At 45.9% G+C, this 18,217-nt stretch carries 19 protein-coding genes, 2 tRNA genes and 1 pseudogene; 4 read left to right on the top strand and 18 right to left on the bottom strand.

Annotation, left to right across the window (positions count from 1 at the left end; genetic code table 11):
* Nucleotides 1-163 precede the first annotated feature (163 nt).
* From BMX69_RS02945 to BMX69_RS02875, 15 genes are all read right to left on the bottom strand, one after another.
* A complete protein-coding gene (locus tag BMX69_RS02945) occupies nucleotides 164-1,108 on the bottom strand; it encodes an L-lactate dehydrogenase (protein ID WP_025232097.1) in 945 nt (314 codons plus the stop codon).
* A gap of 65 nt (nucleotides 1,109-1,173) precedes the next feature.
* Nucleotides 1,174-2,241, bottom strand: coding sequence for a type IV pilus twitching motility protein PilT (locus BMX69_RS02940; RefSeq protein WP_100041521.1), 1,068 nt, complete (start codon nucleotides 2,239-2,241; stop codon nucleotides 1,174-1,176).
* Nucleotides 2,242-2,259: 18 nt separating this feature from the next.
* A complete protein-coding gene (locus BMX69_RS02935) occupies nucleotides 2,260-2,733 on the bottom strand; it encodes a hypothetical protein (RefSeq protein WP_054789825.1) in 474 nt (157 codons plus the stop codon).
* Nucleotides 2,734-2,746: 13 nt separating this feature from the next.
* Complete coding sequence (locus BMX69_RS02930) at nucleotides 2,747-3,157, bottom strand: hypothetical protein (protein WP_100041520.1); 411 nt, start codon at nucleotides 3,155-3,157, stop codon at nucleotides 2,747-2,749.
* The gene (locus BMX69_RS02925) at nucleotides 3,150-3,641 is read right to left on the bottom strand and encodes a DUF4860 domain-containing protein (protein WP_174715196.1); all 492 of its coding nucleotides are present in this window, start codon (nucleotides 3,639-3,641) and stop codon (nucleotides 3,150-3,152) included. Before BMX69_RS02925 ends, BMX69_RS02930 begins: the two co-directional genes overlap by 8 nt.
* A gap of 15 nt (nucleotides 3,642-3,656) precedes the next feature.
* Nucleotides 3,657-3,980 (bottom strand): hypothetical protein, encoded by a 324-nt coding sequence (locus BMX69_RS02920; RefSeq protein ID WP_100041519.1) that lies wholly within the window; start codon nucleotides 3,978-3,980, stop codon nucleotides 3,657-3,659.
* Between the two features lie 11 nt (nucleotides 3,981-3,991).
* Nucleotides 3,992-5,044 carry a type II secretion system F family protein gene (locus tag BMX69_RS02915; protein ID WP_100041518.1) on the bottom strand — a complete coding sequence of 351 codons (1,053 nt, stop codon included), beginning with the start codon at nucleotides 5,042-5,044 and terminating at the stop codon, nucleotides 3,992-3,994.
* Between the two features lie 28 nt (nucleotides 5,045-5,072).
* Nucleotides 5,073-6,056, bottom strand: a complete 984-nt coding sequence (locus BMX69_RS02910) for a transglutaminase-like domain-containing protein (RefSeq protein WP_054789868.1) — start codon at nucleotides 6,054-6,056, stop codon at nucleotides 5,073-5,075.
* 19 nt (nucleotides 6,057-6,075) lie between these two features.
* The gene (gene rlmB / locus BMX69_RS02905) at nucleotides 6,076-6,813 is read right to left on the bottom strand and encodes a 23S rRNA (guanosine(2251)-2'-O)-methyltransferase RlmB (protein ID WP_025232089.1); all 738 of its coding nucleotides are present in this window, start codon (nucleotides 6,811-6,813) and stop codon (nucleotides 6,076-6,078) included.
* Complete coding sequence (locus BMX69_RS02900) at nucleotides 6,810-7,268, bottom strand: Mini-ribonuclease 3 (protein WP_025232088.1); 459 nt, start codon at nucleotides 7,266-7,268, stop codon at nucleotides 6,810-6,812. The genes rlmB and BMX69_RS02900 overlap by 4 nt, the downstream gene beginning before the upstream one ends.
* Nucleotides 7,253-8,656 (bottom strand): cysteine--tRNA ligase, encoded by a 1,404-nt coding sequence (gene cysS / locus BMX69_RS02895; RefSeq protein WP_100041517.1) that lies wholly within the window; start codon nucleotides 8,654-8,656, stop codon nucleotides 7,253-7,255. Before cysS ends, BMX69_RS02900 begins: the two co-directional genes overlap by 16 nt.
* An 83-nt stretch (nucleotides 8,657-8,739) precedes the next feature.
* Nucleotides 8,740-9,282, bottom strand: a complete 543-nt coding sequence (gene ispF / locus BMX69_RS02890; RefSeq protein WP_100043751.1) for a 2-C-methyl-D-erythritol 2,4-cyclodiphosphate synthase — start codon at nucleotides 9,280-9,282, stop codon at nucleotides 8,740-8,742.
* A 197-nt stretch (nucleotides 9,283-9,479) separates the two neighbouring features.
* Nucleotides 9,480-10,406 carry a diacylglycerol/lipid kinase family protein gene (locus BMX69_RS02885; protein WP_100041516.1) on the bottom strand — a complete coding sequence of 309 codons (927 nt, stop codon included), beginning with the start codon at nucleotides 10,404-10,406 and terminating at the stop codon, nucleotides 9,480-9,482.
* Nucleotides 10,407-10,539: 133 nt separating this feature from the next.
* Nucleotides 10,540-10,613: transfer RNA gene (locus BMX69_RS02880), tRNA-Met, on the bottom strand.
* A 36-nt stretch (nucleotides 10,614-10,649) separates the two neighbouring features.
* A tRNA-Val gene (locus BMX69_RS02875) sits at nucleotides 10,650-10,722 on the bottom strand.
* A gap of 184 nt (nucleotides 10,723-10,906) precedes the next feature.
* On the opposite strand from BMX69_RS02875, the pseudogene BMX69_RS02870 reads away from it, so the two are divergent.
* Nucleotides 10,907-11,372: pseudogene (locus BMX69_RS02870) on the top strand (putative sulfate exporter family transporter); the annotation flags it as partial.
* 79 nt (nucleotides 11,373-11,451) lie between these two features.
* On the opposite strand, the gene BMX69_RS02865 reads toward BMX69_RS02870, so the two are convergent.
* Nucleotides 11,452-12,375, bottom strand: a complete 924-nt coding sequence (locus tag BMX69_RS02865) for an NYN domain-containing protein (RefSeq protein ID WP_100041515.1) — start codon at nucleotides 12,373-12,375, stop codon at nucleotides 11,452-11,454.
* 230 nt (nucleotides 12,376-12,605) lie between these two features.
* Here BMX69_RS02865 and BMX69_RS02860 point away from each other — a divergent pair, with 230 nt between their 5' ends.
* From BMX69_RS02860 to BMX69_RS02850, 3 genes are read left to right on the top strand one after another with little or no spacing between them, the layout of a single operon-like run.
* Nucleotides 12,606-12,794 (top strand): spore coat associated protein CotJA, encoded by a 189-nt coding sequence (locus BMX69_RS02860; RefSeq protein ID WP_025232081.1) that lies wholly within the window; start codon nucleotides 12,606-12,608, stop codon nucleotides 12,792-12,794.
* Nucleotides 12,794-13,090, top strand: coding sequence for a spore coat protein CotJB (locus BMX69_RS02855; RefSeq protein WP_054789820.1), 297 nt, complete (start codon nucleotides 12,794-12,796; stop codon nucleotides 13,088-13,090). Before BMX69_RS02860 ends, BMX69_RS02855 begins: the two co-directional genes overlap by 1 nt.
* The gene (locus BMX69_RS02850; RefSeq protein ID WP_038278883.1) at nucleotides 13,090-13,710 is read left to right on the top strand and encodes a manganese catalase family protein; all 621 of its coding nucleotides are present in this window, start codon (nucleotides 13,090-13,092) and stop codon (nucleotides 13,708-13,710) included. The genes BMX69_RS02855 and BMX69_RS02850 overlap by 1 nt, the downstream gene beginning before the upstream one ends.
* A 41-nt stretch (nucleotides 13,711-13,751) precedes the next feature.
* On the opposite strand, the gene carB is transcribed toward BMX69_RS02850, so the two are convergent.
* Both carB and BMX69_RS02840 read right to left on the bottom strand, forming a co-directional pair.
* A complete protein-coding gene (carB, locus tag BMX69_RS02845) occupies nucleotides 13,752-16,955 on the bottom strand; it encodes a carbamoyl-phosphate synthase large subunit (RefSeq protein ID WP_100041514.1) in 3,204 nt (1,067 codons plus the stop codon).
* A complete protein-coding gene (locus BMX69_RS02840) occupies nucleotides 16,955-18,028 on the bottom strand; it encodes a carbamoyl phosphate synthase small subunit (RefSeq protein ID WP_100041513.1) in 1,074 nt (357 codons plus the stop codon). Before BMX69_RS02840 ends, carB begins: the two co-directional genes overlap by 1 nt.
* Between the last annotated feature and the right edge of the window lie 189 nt (nucleotides 18,029-18,217).

The following is an 18,217-nucleotide window of genomic DNA, read 5'->3' as shown; positions in this document are numbered from 1 at the left end:
GAGAAATCTGTTTGTCAACGATTATTTTAATTTTTTACTAAAATACATAAATTAGGTAAAACTACAGATTTTTACCACAAAATTCATTCTTATTTCAGGATTCACAAACCAGGAAGAGAGCAGGAAACCGGATTCTAAGTTTCCTATTCTCTTCCGCCATTTCTTATAATATGCCATCAAAACTATCACGAAGGGTATCACACGAATTTTGAAACTGTTTCATCTCTTCATCCGTTAATGACAGGGAAATGATCCTCTGAATCCCGTTTTTATTGATGATACAGGGGACTCCTGCATATACCTCAGACTGCCCATATTCTCCCCTCAGCATAGCAGATACCGTAAAAACGCTGTTTTCATCCCCGAGGATAGCCCTGGTGATCCTGGTGAGTGCCATGCCGATCCCATAATAAGTGGCCTGCTTGGCCTCAATGATCCGGTAAGCGGCTCCCCGGACCTCGTCTTCGATCCGTTCCAGTTCACTCCTGCATACCATGCCCTCCTCTTCGCAAAGGGACAGAATGGGCTTTGTGGCGATCATGGCCTGGCTCCAGGGCACAAACTCACTGTCTCCGTGCTCTCCCATGACATAGGCATGGACATTTCTTGGATCTACCCGCAAGGAATCCCCTAACAAATAACGGAGCCTGGCAGTATCGAGAGTCGTGCCGCTTCCAATCACCCGCTTGGGATTAAAGCCTGACAACGAATAGGTAATTCTTGTCATGATATCCACCGGATTAGTCGCCACCAGGAAAACCCCGTTAAAGCCCGATTCCGTTACCGGCTGCACAATGGACCGGAATACGGCTGCATTACGCTTTAGCAAATCAAGCCTTGTCTCGCCGGACTTCTGGGCTACCCCAGCGCAGATCACAACAATGTCCGCATCCGAGCAGTCTTTGTATTCTCCTGCATAAATCTTCATATGGGATGCTGAAAAAGCAAGTCCATGGTTTAAGTCCATTGCCTCGCCCTCCGCTCTTTTCCGGTTGATGTCAATCAAAACAAGTTCATCGCAAACTCCCTGGTTCAAAAGGGAATAGGCATAACTCATTCCGACCATGCCTGTACCGACTAATACAATTTTTCTTTTATCTGTTCTCATAATCCGGCCACTCTCCTCTCATTGTTAGGGATAGTGTATCTGCCTGAAATGCAAACTATGCACTCTTACAGTCCACGATCGATTTTTTTTGCCATCAATTCACTGTTTCCGCTGTAGATGATGGCGTTTTCTCTTGTGATCTTTCCTTCTTTATATAAATTTAATATACTGGTATCCATGGAAATCATACCTTCTCCCTGGCCGGTGGCGATTACAGAATCAATCTGATGGGTTTTGGACTCGCGGATCATATTCCGGATGGCATTATTGAAAAACATAATTTCAAATGCCGGATAGACACTTCCATCCACAGCAGGGATCAGCTGCTGGGAGACCACGGCCTGAACTACCATGGAAAGCTGCATCCGGATCTGCTGCTGCTGGTTTGGCGGGAAGTTATCAATGATGCGGTCAATGGTATTGGCCGCTCCCACCGTATGCAGGGTTGAAATCACCAGATGACCGGTTTCTGCTGCTGTCATAGCGATCCGTATGGTTTCATAATCCCTCATCTCACCCACAAGGATCACATCCGGAGCCTGGCGCAGAGCCGCCCGAAGGCCGGTCACATAGCTGTCCGTGTCTGTGGTTACCTCCCTCTGAGTCACCACGCTCTTCTTATGGCGGTGCAGATATTCAAGAGGATCTTCCAAAGTGATCACATGGGAGTTGCGGGTATTATTGATCTTGTCAATGATACAGGCCAGAGTGGTAGTCTTACCGCTTCCCGCCGGCCCTGTGACCAGGACAAATCCCTTTGTCATCCTGGCAACCTCCATAACAACCTCAGGAATATGAAGCGTTCTGTAATCAGGCAGTTCAAAGGTCACCACCCGGATCACCGCTGCAAGGGAACCTCTCTGACGGAATATGCTGGAACGAAACCTGGAAACCCCGGGAAGGGCAAAGGAAAAATCATCATCCCCATGCTCCCGCACCTTCTCCATGGTTCTGTTTCCCGCCAACTCATACAATTCAGTGATCAATACCTCCATTTGAGCCGAAGATAGCTTTTCTTCATTCTGATTTATGATCCTGCTTCCTATTTTATATGAAAACGGCATACCTGGCACCAGGAAAATATCCGATGCTTTCTGCGCCACAGCAGCACTTAACAAATCTTTTACTTTCATCGCCCTGTCTCCTGTTTCTTAAGTCTCCCCACCTGTCCACACTGGCATGGAATGATCAATTTCAAAATCCTCTGTCTGAATTACCTTCCATTTTGATATCTGAATATCTTCTTCTCCCTCCGGCTGGAAAAGCAGTTCTATAGAAAGAGCCTGGGAACGTCCCATGGGGATATTTACTGTCACGGTTCCCTTATCCGGCTCATAGGCATCTCCCAGTTCCAGGGACAAAAGCTGTTTCCGTTCCTGTGGATCCTGGCTCTTTTCCCGGACTTTCGCCGCCTTATTTAAAACCATCTGATAAAAAGCCTCTCCCTCTCCGTCAGCCCGGTAGTACTCTGTCACAGCAGAAGCATTGCGTTCTGCCAGATTCCGCTCACTTTTGGCGGTACTAAGGGAAAGCATCCCAAAGGTTATCAGGCACATGACAATAAATATGAGTATAAGGGAAGGACTGCCTATATTGGCCCTGTATCCATTCTCCTGTTTTGCCATGGTTCCACCTCCGTCATTGTTGCGTCACATGTCTGGTCACCGTAAGGGTATAAATTCGTTTCCCGTTTTTGCTTACGGTCACTTCCGCATGTCCCAGCCCGGCAATATCTGCTTTTACATCAAAAACAGCCTTCTCTTTTTCACAAGGATTACCGGACTTATCAAGGCCCATAGTATAGCCTAAAGAACCGCCCTCCTGCCCATAAGCCTGAAACCTATTTTCAAGTCCCTCCGGGCCCTCCGCTTTCCAGACCTCTGCTACGCTTTGGGCGATCAGCACACCCTGATTTAAATCCGCTGCCTCCCGGCTCATGAAATCCGCTTTTACAAATGTTTTTATGCAGATGCCTGCACAAAGGATAAAGAAAAAAACAACGGCAATCATCTCCATCATAAATACGCCTGAGGGGTGTTTTCTATTCATGAACTGCCCCTCCGCTTCTTAAGGAAAGCCAGATGCGGTCTCCGCCTTCCATCTCCGTTTTTATATGCAGAAGCCTGCCATCCATTTCCATGGAAACCGGGCTGCATTCCAGAATCTCATTCCCGTCTCCTACTCCCAGGCCGCTTTCTTCGTCTGTAAAAAGCTCCCACAGCCTGCCATCCTGGTAATAAATAAGGGTCACATATACCGAATCCTGTATCTCCTGTTCCAGCTTAAGGACAGTGGTTCCTGACATCTCTGTCAGAGTTACCCTGCCGGCTTCATCCCCCTGCCTCACTTTGTTGGCTATGTAACTTAAGGCTACATCCTTTTGGTAGGTATTCTCTGCTCTGGCATTGATGTTCTCAAAGACTTTGCCTCCGATGAGCACCGAGAATAAAGCGCAGAGCACAAATACAAGGAACAGCAGTATGGTAAACAGAGCATTGGCCATCTGGCCTCTCTGGTATTCTTTTCCGCTCACTTGCCCACCTCCCGGTTATCGTTCATGGGGATTGACCGTAATATCCGGCATAAAGTTTGAAGCAAAGCCGCTGTAAAACACGTCATACCGGTTTCTGTCAATCTGTATTCCATAATTTTCTTCCAGATATTCCACGTTTGGCGGATATCTTCCCTCAATGGCATAGCACTGCACCGAAGCCCTGCGTATGGCATCCCGAAGGGTATCAGCTCCCTTTGCATCGGCTTTCCTCGAGAACATGAGAACTCCTGAAACAAAAAGGGCAACCGCACAAGCGAAGGCCAGCAAAGAGAACAACTGACCTATGACCTCTCTGGGAGATTGTTTCCATTTTATCATCAAGACGCCCCCTATCCGATCGCCGACAAGACACTGACAAGAGGAAGCATGACAGACAAAAGCACCAGTCCCACCGCAATGGCAAGCACTGCCACCACCGTAGGTTCAAACCGGCTGACCATATGTTCCATGGTCGTATCCGCTTCATCTTCATAGCTTCTGGAGATTTCCTCCATGACCCGGTCCAGCTGGCCGCTTCTGGTTCCTACTTTTATCATCTGTGCATAGAAGCCGTTAAACAGCCCGGTATTCTTCATGGCGGTATAATAGTCTGTTCCAGCTTCAAGCTCTTTCGCACAATGTCTGATCTTTTCTTCCACTGTCTGATTCTCAACCAGCTGCTCTGCCAGCTCCATCCCCTTTTCCAGCTCTAATCCGCTGTGAAGAGTCAGTGCTAGGACTGCAGTAAAACGCCGGTTGGATATTGCAAGAGCCATGCGGCTTCTTTTTTTAATCCACTGGATCAGCCGTTCCGCAACCAAAAGCTTTTTCCCTTTCCTGCCAAGAAGCCATACCAGGGCAGCTGCAAAAGCCATAAGGATCCCAAGAACCAGGGCAACTGCACAGAATACGCCTCCAAGCCTTGTTGCAGCAAGAGAAACCGGCGACATCTCTGCCCCCAGCTGTTGGTATACTTGTTCAAATATGGGCATAACCCTGGTGAATAAAACCAGAAGAACCACCAGAAGCATAAAAATCATGATGATAGGGTAAGTAACTGCATTCCTGATGTTTTTCATAAGGATATGCTCTTTTTCATAATATCCGGCCAAGGATTCCATGATCTGGTCCAGTGTCCCTGTCTCCTCCCCCAGCTTTGACATCCGGATCACATAGGCTGGATAAAGGCCTGTATTCTCCAGTACTTTTGAGAAAGGAACCCCTAGCTCAGCCTCTTCTGCCATTTGCTTAAGAATTTGTTTCTCTTCCTCCCATACAGAATCCTCCGCCATAACAGACAATCCCTCATCAAGAGGGATTGCAGCATGGAGTAGAATTGATATTTGAAGGCAGAAAGCGGAAAGTTCCCTTGCGGAATATCGCTTTTTCGCTTTCATTTTCATCTGTCGTTTCTCCTTTAAATGAAGTTCTTTAGTATGTATATTTCGCCTTATAATTGGAGCTGTTTGTGATATATTGCTGTATGGACGGATCACTGCCTCCGGAGGATGCAAACGTCGGGTCCATAAGCTTCCAGTCATATCCGTCAAAATAGATGATATTATCCACCCAGCCCTGGCCTTCAATATAAACATTGACCCAGGCATGATACAGGCTGCCTGTATAACCCACCACAAGTTTTGTTGGGATATCCTGGGAACGCAGCATGGCAGTCATAACTGCCGCATAGTCAAAACAAATTCCCTTTTTCTGAGACAGCACCTGATCCACATCAGGCAGATAGCCGGACTGGACAGAGCTTGCCAGTGCCGTATCATAGGTAAAATTCTTTACAACAAAATTATAAACATTAGTGACTACGCCAATGGCATCAGGTGCAGAAGCTGCAAGCTCCTCCCCCTTTTTCACCACGGCACTTCCGGCGGAAAAATTCACATATTGATTGGGGTAAAGGAACGGTTCAAACTGGTCTGCAAGTGTTACATTGATATCACTGCTGGATTTTATGGCGTACTGGTTCCCCTGTACCTGCTCTAAAACCCGGACCGTATATTTTCCGTTTCCTTCTGTCAGAGGAAATACCTCATAGGCAGATCTGGCATTTAAATCATAGGAATAAGTCTCTCCTCCGTTTTTAATTACCTGGACTTTTATCTTGGTTGAATTTCCGCTATACTGGACCATCACATAGCCATGACTGGCGTTGGACGCATCTACCAGTGCTGTACCATTTCCATAGGTAACCGTTCCCGGAGCCTGAGGGATCTTCACTTTGCTCCCGGAAGGCTTTGAATAAAGAGGAACTGCTTCATCCCCAATGCTTACTACAGTCTTCCACTCAATACTTTCTTCTATGCTGTCCGCCGCAGCAATATCACCAGCTGAAACAAATCCGCTGAAAGTAAACAGAATCGCTGCACAGGCAGCCACCATAGCCGTACCATTCTTTTTTATGATCATCACACCTCATCTCTTATCCCAAACGTTGTCTTACGATCTCATAGGCCAGTACACCTGCTGCCACGGAAGCGTTGAGAGAATCAATATCCCCTTTCATGGGTATGGATGCCACCATGTCACAGGTTTCTTTGACCAATTTTCCCACGCCGCTTCCTTCGCTGCCGATCACAAGGCCGATCGGTCCCTTTAAATCAAGACGGTACATGAGTTCTCCATCCATATCTGCACAGACAAACCACATCCCTTTTTTCTTTAATTCTTCCATGGTAGCCGTGAGATTGGTAACCTTAGCCACAGGCGTATAATTAAGCGCCCCGGCAGAAGTCTTTGCAACCGTTGCCGTAAGACCAACGGCCCGGCGCTTAGGGATGATAACCCCATGGGCTCCTGCTAAATTTGCCGTACGGATGATCGCTCCCAGATTGTGAGGGTCTTCAATTCCGTCCAGCAGAAAGAGGAAGGGAGGTTCTCCCTTTTCTTCGGCTGCCTTAAGTATATCTTCAACCTCTGCGTATTCATAAGCCGCAGCATGGGCAATAACGCCCTGGTGATGCCCTTCCTCGGACATCTGGTCCAGGCGTTCTCTTTCTACAAAATTAATGATGGTGTCTTTCTTTTTCGCTTCCCTGATAATGGACTGGATGGGGCCATCCTGGACTCCCTTTTGTACATACAGCTTATCAATGGTTTTTCCGGAGCGGAATGCTTCTAATACCGCATTCCTTCCTTCTATGGTAAATTCCTCTATCATTCCAGTTCTCCTATTCGTTCAAGTCCTTTGCCTACCAGGGTGATCAGACGGTCTAAATTGCCGTTTAAATACAGATAACCACACAGGGCCTCAAATCCGGTTGCAGTCCTGTAATCGGCAACAGTTGCGTGTTTCGCGGTTGTCACAGACTTGGCATTGCGTCCCCGTTTGTATGTTGCCACCTCTTCCGGAGTTAAGTCCTCGTCTTCAAGAAGCCGGCGGATGATCTCTGCCTGCGCTCCTGCGTTTACCAGCCTCGCACTCTTCTTATGCATATTATTCACCTGAGTGCTTCCATGGTTCATCACCTTCGTACGTACGATCAGTTCATAAACTGCATCTCCGATATATGCCAATGCCAGTGGGGAATAGGTTTTCACATCTACTTCTTTTAGTTTTAACGTATCCTTAAAAAAATCAGAAAACGCTGCCACTGATGTTATATTCTCTTCCATTTCACACCTTCCCTGGTGTCCTCCAGAACGATCCCCTTTTCTAAAAGCTTTCCGCGGATTTCATCGGCAAGGGCGAAATTCTTGTCTTTTCTGGCCTGCTGCCTGCCTGCGATCATGGCTTCGATTTCATCATCCAGGATCTCTTCTTCCTTTTCCGTAATGATTCCAAGAACATCGCACAGTCTTACAATGGTTTCCTTTAAATAATCCACATATTCTTTCGAGCTGTTTTCATCTGTGGTGGAATTGCTTAATTTTACCAGCTCAAAAACAGCAGAAATGGCATCTGCCGTGTTAAAGTCATCATCCATGGCTGCCTCATATTTGGAAACCAACTCCTGTACGGCATTTTTATCCTCATGATCAAGAAGTTTTTCTGTCTTCGCAGAAGCTTCCAGATCCTTTAATTTACCGACTGCAGTTAAAATTCTATCTAATCCGTTCTTTGATGACTCCATCAATTCGGCGCTGAAATTAATAGGGCTTCTGTAATGAGCACTCAGCATGAAGAAGCGCAGCACCTGTAAATCGTATTTCTCACTGATTTCCCTGACCGTGAAAAAATTACCCAGAGACTTGGACATCTTTTTATTGTCAATATTTAAGAAACCATTGTGCATCCAGTATTTAGCGAATTCTTTTCCATTCGCTGCTTCACTCTGTGCGATCTCGTTCTCATGATGGGGAAAGATTAAGTCTTCTCCACCTGCATGGATATCGATCTGATCTCCAAGATATTTCCTGGACATTACGGAGCACTCAATATGCCAGCCAGGCCGTCCTTCGCACCATGGGGATTCCCAGTAAGGCTCTCCTTCCTTTTTCGGCTTCCAGAGCACGAAATCGGTGGGATCCTCTTTTCCGTCTTCACCGGTCACCTTGATTTCACGGAAACCTGACTGCAGATCATCCAGATTCTTATGGGACAGCTTTCCATATTCCTCAAAGGAACTGGTACGGAAATAAACCGTTCCGTCTTTTGACGCATAGGCATGACCGGAGGCAACAAGCTTTTGGATCATTTCCAGCATGCCGCATATTTCCTCTGTAGCCAGCGGGCTTCTGGTTGCCGGCTTTACATTCAGCCCTTCCATATCCTTTTTGCATTCCTCAATATAACGCTTGGAAATGGTGTCTGCATCCACGCCCTCTTCAATGGCTTTTTTAATGATCTTATCATCTATATCGGTAAAGTTTGAAACAAAGTTAACTTCATATCCCTTATATTCAAAATATCTCCGGACCGTATCAAACACGATGATGGGTCTTGCATTTCCAATGTGAATGTAATTGTAAACGGTTGGTCCGCATACATACATCCGAACCTTTCCAGGTTCCAGGGAAGCGAATTCTTCCTTTTGTCTGGATAATGTATTATAAATTTTCATAGTTTCTTCCTTTCTTTTTTATAGCCCACGCCTTTCGGGCATATAGGTATACCCGTAGGGTGTTTCTTCCCGCAATCCTCTTCTTATCTCCCGCAGCCTCCGCAGCAGCCCTTACAATCAGCAGACATGATCCTGTCGTCATAACAGTAATCGTCTATGGAGGTTAACAGGGCTATGGCCTGTGAGGATATCCCCTCTCCCATTCCGGTAAAGCCAAGTCCTTCCTCTGTAGTAGCTTTTACATTGACCTTTCCTTCGGTCAGCTTCAGAGCTTCCCCAATGTTTTGTGCCATGGAACGCCGATAGGGAAGAAGCTTTGGTTTTTGTGCAATGACAGTGGCGTCAATGTTCTCGATCACATATCCCTGCTCCTCCAAAAGCCTGCCTACGTGCTTTAAAAGTTCAATGCTGGATACTCCTTTATATTTAGGATCCGTATCCGGGAAATGTTCTCCGATATCTCCCAGAGCTGCCGCACCTAAAAGAGCATCTATCACTGCATGGACCAGCACATCTGCATCAGAATGGCCCAGAAGTCCCTTTTCATAAGGAATCTTTACGCCGCCCAGGATCAAATCTCTTCCTTCCGCTAATTTATGCACATCATATCCCTGTCCAATCCTCATAATTCTTCCTTTCCTCTTTCTTGCCCACGTTCTTTGGGCATAATGGTATACCCGCAGGGTGTTTCCTCTTTCTTGCCCACGTTCTTTGGGCATAATGGTATACCCGCAGGGTGTTTCCTCTTTCTTGCCCATGCTTTTTGGGCATAATGGTATACCCGCAGGGACCCGAAGGTGTTTCTTCTATAATATATACATTTCTATACAATCATACGCAATTTTTTGCCAATGCACCGAAGCTGCACATCGTTTTGGCAAAAACAGCTTTCTCCATCTACATGAACTGCCATTGGATGATCCATATGGATCATAACTTCCTCACAAGTATAAAACCTGATGCCCCTGTGTAAGGACTTTCTTCCCATAAGGGAACGTATCAGTACAGGGATCAGTTTCCTTTTATTCCGGCTGTTCATAACACAAACTGATAACTGACCGTCTTCAAAGTTTGCATCCGGTGCAAATTTAAATCCGCCGCCCTCATAAGGATGGATGTGGACGGATATAAAGTAAGCGTGGTTAAACTCAATCTTTTGTACTCCGTTAAGGAGAATATACCCTTTTGAGGGCCTGGCAAGAATCAGCTGCTTGATTCCTATGAGAATGTAGATAAGCTTCCCAATGAAAAGTTTACGGAGCAGTCCCTTTGACTTTGAATAGAGGATATTATGACAAACGGCCGCATCCATTCCAATCCCCGCACTGACCATAAAGCGGCGGTGGGATATTTCCCCATCGCCATAGGACAAAACTCCGTAATCCATGAGCTTATAATATTTTGGATGCAGTATTTTCTTTAAGCATCGGACCGGATTCTTAGGAAGTTTTAAGCTTCTTGCCAGATCATTACCGGATCCGGCCGGAATATACCCAAACGTTACAGAACCGCAGAAGGAAAGCCCATCAAGAATTTCATTTACAGTTCCGTCTCCGCCTACTCCTATGATAACGCTTGATTCCCTGCAGCCTTCTGTCAGTTCCCTGGCAAATCTCTTGGCATCCCCAGGCTTCTCCGTAAGAAATGCCTGATATTCCACATGCCCGGCCTTTAATACTCGTTCCAATTTTTTCCAAACGTTTCTTCCCCGTCCGCAGCGTGAGTTCGGGTTTACAATAAAATAGTACATGGAATCCCTCCACTTTTTACTATTTGTAAGTATACCATAAAACAGAAAAAATGAATATAAGAAAATAGAAAAAGGAATCCGCAATGTCGAAATATAAAAAACCCTGCAATTTTTCAATCACAGGGTTTAACAGTAGCGGAAGGGAGATTCGAACTCTCGACACCACGGGTATGAACCGTGTGCTCTGGCCAACTGAGCTATTCCGCCATATTCAATTCACTGGATAAGCGTTACGCTTATCAATGGGACCTACAGGGCTCGAACCTGTGACCCTCTGCTTGTAAGGCAGATGCTCTCCCAGCTGAGCTAAGATCCCAGTACTTTCCTTGGTCAGGAGCTCGTTTTTTTCTCTCGTTCCCGACTGCTTCATTAGTATAATATTAATTGTATTAATTGTCAACACTTTTTTGTCAATTTTTTTCATTTTTTCCTATCTCTTAAAGAAACCTCGATTTTAAGGGAATTTCCGCCATTTTTATGTCCTTATGAATCGAGGGGATATGACGGTTATTCCCTTGATCCGCAAAATTGCCGCTCTGCTTTTTCCGGCATTAGGCTCTGCTTTAGGTTTTCCAATGAAGGCTTTGGCTTATTTGCAGGAACCGCCATTAACGATACCTCTTCCGTTACTGCCGCCGCATCCGCCTGGGATGGCATGTACGGCAGCAACACCCTGGAAGCAGCCACCATGGTAAAACTGACCAGAACTCTGGCCATCATCCCCATTACACTGTTTTTCTGGCTTCAATCATTACTACCGTTTTTCCTATACCTGCAGGCGTTACCGGTTCATTAAAAGACTTAAGCAAGCTTTTTATTATCATGGCTATGGGAGCCATCGGAACCAATACGGACCTGGTCAAGCTGATACGGACAGGCAAAAAGCCTCTTTTATTAGGTTTTTGCTGCTGGCTTGGATTATCGGTGGTAAGTCTGGTCCTTCAAGTGGTCCTCGGTATCTGGTAAAGCGAGGATCACTTCTTATAGAAATAAGCCGGCCAGGAAACATGGATCCCGTGGATCTCGTTTTCCTGGCCGGCTTCTTTTAGTCTTCTTTTTTCAAATACACAGTCTTATTATTGTTTTTATTCTCCCGTACCTCTAATTGTCCAATGCTGTTTACAAATTTTGAGAAGGTGGAATACCCGTAATCCTTTACTTTGAAATCAGCAAATTTCCGGTGTATGCCATTACCCAGAGCCGCCAGTTCCATACCGTTCTTTCCGCTGCCCTTAACCAGCCCTACTGCGAAATCATCCAGTTCCTGCTTTTTGGTACGGTTATCTTTCATCCGGACAGTTACCACATTATTGGATTTTTTAAGCTCAAAGCCGCCCATTTCCTCCAAAAATTTGGAAAGGGAGCTGTAGCCGTAGTTTCTTACATCAAAATCAGAGTATTTTTTCACAAGGCGGTTGCCGATCTCTCCCAGACCTGTTGCCTTATTTTTATCTTCATTTTCTAAAAGAATCGAAGTGATATCCTGTTCGATCACCTCTTTTCCTATGGCGCCTCCGCCAGTCCCATCCTCTTCCTGATCAAGGAGGACCTCAAGATTGGTGAAAACCGTGCAGGCCGCCCGGAACGATTTGGGAGTCTTATCCTCTCCCATTCCGATGACTTCCTTGCCGGACTCCCGAAGTCTGCTGGCTAATCGGGTGAAATCGCTGTCACTGGATACGATGCAGAATCCATCTACATTATCCGTGTAGAGCAAGTCCATAGCATCAATAATAAGGGCTGAATCGGTTGCATTCTTTCCTACGGTATTGGAGAATTGCTGGATTGGGGTGATCGAATTCTCCAAAAGCTCCATTTTCCATTTTCCCATCTGGGAGCTTGTCCAATCCCCGTAGATCCTTTTGTAAGTAATAACACCGTAGCGGGTCATTTCATCCAGAATACTTGTAATATACTTTGCGGAGATATTATCCGAATCAATCAATACTGCAAATTTCTTGTCACTCAATACACTGCTCTCCCGTCTTTTTAATTTTCTTTTTTTCTGTCAATTCGATTCTGCTTTTCCATTATATTTCATTTTTCTAATTATTACAATATCATTACAGTGGTTAAAATGGGAGAATTTTTGTAACGTATTTTTTTTTGTTTCAACCATACTAAAAAAGAAAGCTCAATGAATCAATGAAACACCTTTGCCCTGAAAGGATGGGCAGGAAAGTAGAAAGGAGTGTTAGTATGAATTCATGTGAATGCGGCACAACAAAGGCCAATCTTGCTACACCAACAAAAACAGTTCAACTGGGTATTGCTACGATTCCCATGCAGCCCTGGGAACAGCCTTATGATCCTCAGACAGCTTTAAAACATGGGACTATTTTTCCATCCCTCAATCTTCCTTTTTATGTAACGGGAGGTGAACAGTAATGGCAGATCAAAAAGCTCTCTTAAAGCAGATCACAGAAGTAAGCTTTACTGTTAATGATTTAACATTGTATTTGGATACTCATCCAGTGGATGAAAATGCATTAACAGCCTTTAAGCAGGCCATGGAACAAAGAAAACAGCTTTTAAAAACTTATGCGGAAAACTTTGAACCTCTTACCATAAACTGTGTCTGCCCTGATACCAACAACAAAACAGAATCTAATACAAAATATGCGGGTCAAAAGCATTTTACCTGGGTAGACGGCCCGTTGCCTTGGGAAGGAGGTAACTTATAATGTGGAATTACGAAAAAAGACTGCAGTTCCCTGTAAACATCAAAGAAACTTGTCCGAAAACAGCCTCTCTCATTATTAGCCAGTTTGGCGGACCTGATGGAGAATTGGCAGCTTCCATGCGTTATCTTTCCCAAAGATATTCCATGCCATGCAAGGAAGTTGGGGGACTTTTAACAGATATTGGTACGGAAGAGCTTGGGCATCTGGAGATGATCTGCGCTATCATTTATCAGCTGACGAAAAATTTAACTGTGGAACAGGCAAAGACTGCAGGGTTTGATGCCTATTATATTGACCATACAACAGCCCTCTGGCCCACTGCTGCGGCCGGAGTTCCTTTTAATGCCTGTGAATTCCAGTCCAAAGGTGATGCTATTACCGACTTGATCGAAGACCTGGCAGCCGAGCAAAAGGCAAGGACAACCTATGACAACTTAATCCGGATCATACCGAATCCTGATGTAAGAGAACCGTTAAAATTCCTTCGGGAAAGGGAGGTCGTGCATTTCCAGCGGTTTGGCGAAGCTCTTGAAAATATTAAATCCACTTTGAATCCTAAAAACTTTTATTATTATAATCCGGAATTTGACAAGCAATTTGTAAAAACCCCAATGCAATAAGAAAAAAGCTGGAACAGGTTTTCCACTGTCCCAGCTTTTTTTTATTTATTTTTAACTTTGGCAATATCGATCAGAGTCAGTTCTTTGGCTTTGTTTTCCATGCTGGTCACTAAGGCCGCTGCCGTATCTAAGGAAGTTAAAACCGTTACACCGGTCTCAATGGCATTTCTTCGGATTACAAATCCGTCCCTACTTCTATCCGCTCCCTGAGTCGGCGTATCAATAACCAGATCGATCTCATGGCCCAGGATTAAGTCCAGAAGGTTTGGTGATTCCTGTTCCAGCTTGCGGACCATAAGAGCTTTTATCCCATGACTGTTAAGCACTCTGGCCGTTCCTGATGTGGAAAATATCTTATATCCCTGAGCCTGGAATCTTCTGGCGATGTCAATGATCTCTTCCTTATCGGAATCCTTCACGGTTATGATCATGTTTTTATGCCTAGGAAGCTTGATTCCTGCTCCTGCGAACGCCTTGTAAAGAGCCTCATTAAAGGTCTTTGCTATTCCTAAGCACTCTCCGGTGGATTTCATCTCCGGACCAAGGCTTACATCGGCGCCCCGGATCTTTTCAAAGGAGAATACCGGCATTTTGACAGCGATATAATCTGCTTCCGGCGAAAGCCCGGGTTCATATCCCAGCTCCCTGATGGAATGCCCGCAAATGACCTGGGTTGCCAGGGGGACGATGGGAATTCCGGTCACCTTGCTGATATAAGGCACGGTACGGGAAGACCGGGGATTTACCTCAATGACATATACATCTTCCCCGCTTACAATGAACTGAATGTTGATCATTCCCTTAACGTGCAGGGCTTTGGAAAGCCTTCTTGTATATTCCACCAGCTTTTCCTTTACCGTTTCACTTATGCTCTGAGCCGGATATATGGAAATGCTGTCGCCGGAGTGCACGCCGGCTCTTTCTATATGCTCCATAATTCCGGGAATCAGAATATCCTCACCGTCGCAAACCGCATCCACTTCGATTTCCTTGCCTGGGATATATTTATCTACCAGAATGGGGTGATCCTGTGCGATCAGGTTGATGATCCCAATAAATTCATCGATATCCTGGTCAGAGATGGCAATCTGCATACCCTGGCCGCCCAGCACATAGGAGGGTCTTACCAACACCGGATATCCAAGCTCTCCTGCCGCACTCTTGGCTTCTTCTGCCGTGAATACCGTCTGGCCCGCAGGTCTTGGGATCCCGCAATCCTCCAAAATCTTATCAAACAGCTCCCGGTCCTCTGCTGCATCTACATCCTCTGCAGACGTTCCCAGAATGGGAATCCCCATATTCATCAAGGCCTCCGTCAGCTTAATGGCTGTCTGGCCGCCGAACTGGACCACCGCCCCGTCAGGCTTTTCCATGTCAACGATGCTCTCCACATCCTCCGGGGTAAGGGGTTCAAAATACAGCTTATCTGCAATATCAAAATCCGTGCTCACGGTCTCCGGATTATTATTGACAATAATCGTCTCATAGCCTTCCCTTCGGAAGCTCCATGTGCTGTGAACCGAACAGTAGTCAAACTCAATTCCCTGGCCGATACGGATGGGACCGGAGCCGAGAACCAGCACCTTCTTTTTTCCAGTTGTTTTTACCGCCTCATTCTCACTTCCAAAGCAGGAATAATAGTAAGGAGTCTCAGCTGCAAATTCAGCGGCGCAGGTATCCACCATTTTAAATGCGGCTGTAATGCCGTTATCCTTTCTCATGCGGCGGATTTCTTCCAAAGGAGTCCCTGTCAGCCTGGAAATGACTGTATCCGGAAACTCAATCCTCTTTGCTTCCTTTAGAAGTTCCAGAGTCAGAGGCCCATTCTTAAGGGCTTCTTCCATTTCCACAAGAATTGCCAGCTTATCAATGAACCACACATCAACTTTTGTAATATCATGGATCTGTTCATAAGAAAAGCCTCTTCTTAATGCTTCGGCAATGACCCAGATCCTCCGGTCATCCACAAGGTGAAGGGTCTCAGCCAGTTCTTCATCTGTTAGCCCTGTAAAATCATAGGACATCAGGCTGTCCACATGCTGTTCCAGTGAACGGATAGCCTTCATAAGGCCGCCCTCAAAGTTGGTGCAAATGCTCATAACCTCACCGGTGGCCTTCATCTGGGTTCCAAGGTTCCTCTTAGCGCTTAAGAATTTATCAAAAGGAAGGCGGGGCATCTTGACCACACAGTAATCTAACATCGGCTCAAAGCTGGCGTAGGTTTTCTTTGTCACCGCATTCTTTATCTCATCCAGGGTATAGCCCATTGCGATCTTAGCCGCAACTTTTGCAATGGGATAACCGGTTGCTTTAGAGGCCAGAGCCGAGGAACGGCTGACCCTGGGATTTACCTCGATCACGCAATACTCGAAGCTTTCCGGGTGAAGGGCATACTGCACGTTGCAGCCTCCTGTGATACCCAGCTCGCTGATGATCTTTAAGGCAGAGGTGCGTAACATCTGGTATTCCTTATCCCCCAGGGTCTGGGAAGGGGCCACCACAATGCTGTCTCCGGTATGAACGCCGACCGGGTCGATGTTTTCCATATTACATACGGTGATCACGTTGCCGGCGCCGTCACGCATTACCTCGTATTCGATCTCCTTCCAGCCTGATATGCAGCGTTCCACAAGAACCTGTCCCACGCGGGATAAGCGGAGTCCATTCTCTAGAATCTCCCGGCACTGTCCTGGATTATCGGCAATTCCTCCTCCGGAACCTCCCAGGGTATAGGCAGGACGAAGCACTACAGGATATCCGATGGCTTCAGCCACCTTAAGGCCGTCCTCCACATGTTCTACGATATCAGAGGGCGCCACCGGTTCGCCGATCTTTTCCATGGTCTCTTTAAAAAGCTCCCGGTCCTCCGCCTTCTTAATGGTAAGAGCCGTAGTTCCGATCAGGCGCACCTTATGTTCTTTTAAAAATCCCTTATCTTCCAGCTCCATGGCAAGGTTTAAGCCGGCCTGTCCACCAAGAGTGGGAAGGACGCTGTCCGGCTTTTCTTTTAAAATGAGCTGTTCCACCACTTCTACGGTCAGGGGTTCAATGTAAACTTTATCCGCAATATCCTTATCCGTCATGATGGTTGCCGGGTTGGAGTTTAGCAGGACTACTTCGACCCCTTCTTCTTTCAGGGAACGGCAGGCCTGGGTTCCGGCATAATCAAATTCAGCTGCCTGGCCGATGATAATAGGCCCGGAGCCAAGAACGAGCACTTTTTTAATATCCTGATTCTTCGGCATTATTTTCCCACCTCCATCATTTTTATAAACCGGTCGAATAAGTAGCTGGAATCCTGGGGACCCGGACAGGCCTCCGGGTGGTACTGTACGGTAAATATGTTTTTGTTTGTATATTTCAGTCCCTCATTGGTCCCGTCATTTACATTGATAAAGGCAGGAACCGCCACTGACGGATCAATGGTATCCACATCGACTACATAGCCGTGATTCTGAGAGGAGATGTACACCCGTCCGGTTTCTAAATCCTTTACCGGGTGATTGCCGCCCCTGTGGCCGTATTTCAGCTTATGGGTATCCGCACCTGTGGCGAGTGCCATGAGCTGATGTCCCAGGCAGATGGCAAAAATCGGCACATTGGATTCGTATAATTTCTTTATCTCTTCAATAATCCCCACACATTCCTTGGGATCCCCAGGCCCGTTGGATAACATGATTCCGTCAGGGCAGCCGGAGAGGATTTCTTCTGCTTTTGCCGCTGCAGGGTAAACGATCACCTCACAACCTCTCTCCTGTAAGGAGCGGGCAATATTTTTCTTGGCTCCAAGATCCAGAAGAGCTACCTTTTTCCCGCCGCCGGGAAGAACATATTTCTCCCTGCAGGTAGCTTTCTCCACCACACCAGTCACAGAATATGTCTTCATACGCAAAATGACTTCGTCAAGATCAAAACTTTCATTCGTAGTGATCATGCCGTTCATGGTTCCTTTTTCTCTTAGAATTTTTGTAAGGGCTCTCGTATCGATACCACTGATACCTGGAATGTTGTGTTCATTTAAGAAATGCTGAAGGGTATCCCCGCTTCTAAAGTTGCTGGGAATTCTAGATAATTCTCTGACAATGTAGCCATCCGGCCAAGGTTTTAATGATTCCATGTCTTCATGACAAATACCGTAATTACCAATCAGGGGGTAAGTCATTACAACCGCCTGCCCTGCATAGGAGGGGTCGGTTAGGACTTCTAAATAACCTGTCATGGAAGTATTGAATACGATCTCACTGATCACTTCCTGGGTTGAACCGATGCTCGATCCTGTAAACACAGTACCGTCTTCCAGTATTAAAAAAGCTTTCATACGCAAAGTCCTGTCCTTTCTTAATGCTATGGTTGTTGAGCCTTTCTGAATGCTACTGCATGTTGAACAGTAATGCCCAAATTGAATAGATTATACATGATACCGCGACATTTTTCAACTGTTTTCTTCTTATAAATTTTTTTAATATTTACTTATAAATACTGCATATTTAATTATTCTTGCTTAAAT

The organism is Lacrimispora sphenoides JCM 1415, assembly GCF_900105615.1.
In the GTDB taxonomy this organism is placed as follows: Bacteria; Bacillota; Clostridia; order Lachnospirales; family Lachnospiraceae; genus Lacrimispora; species Lacrimispora sphenoides.
Note: the sequence above shows the minus strand (reverse complement) of the source record. Positions and strands in the feature narration are given on the sequence as shown.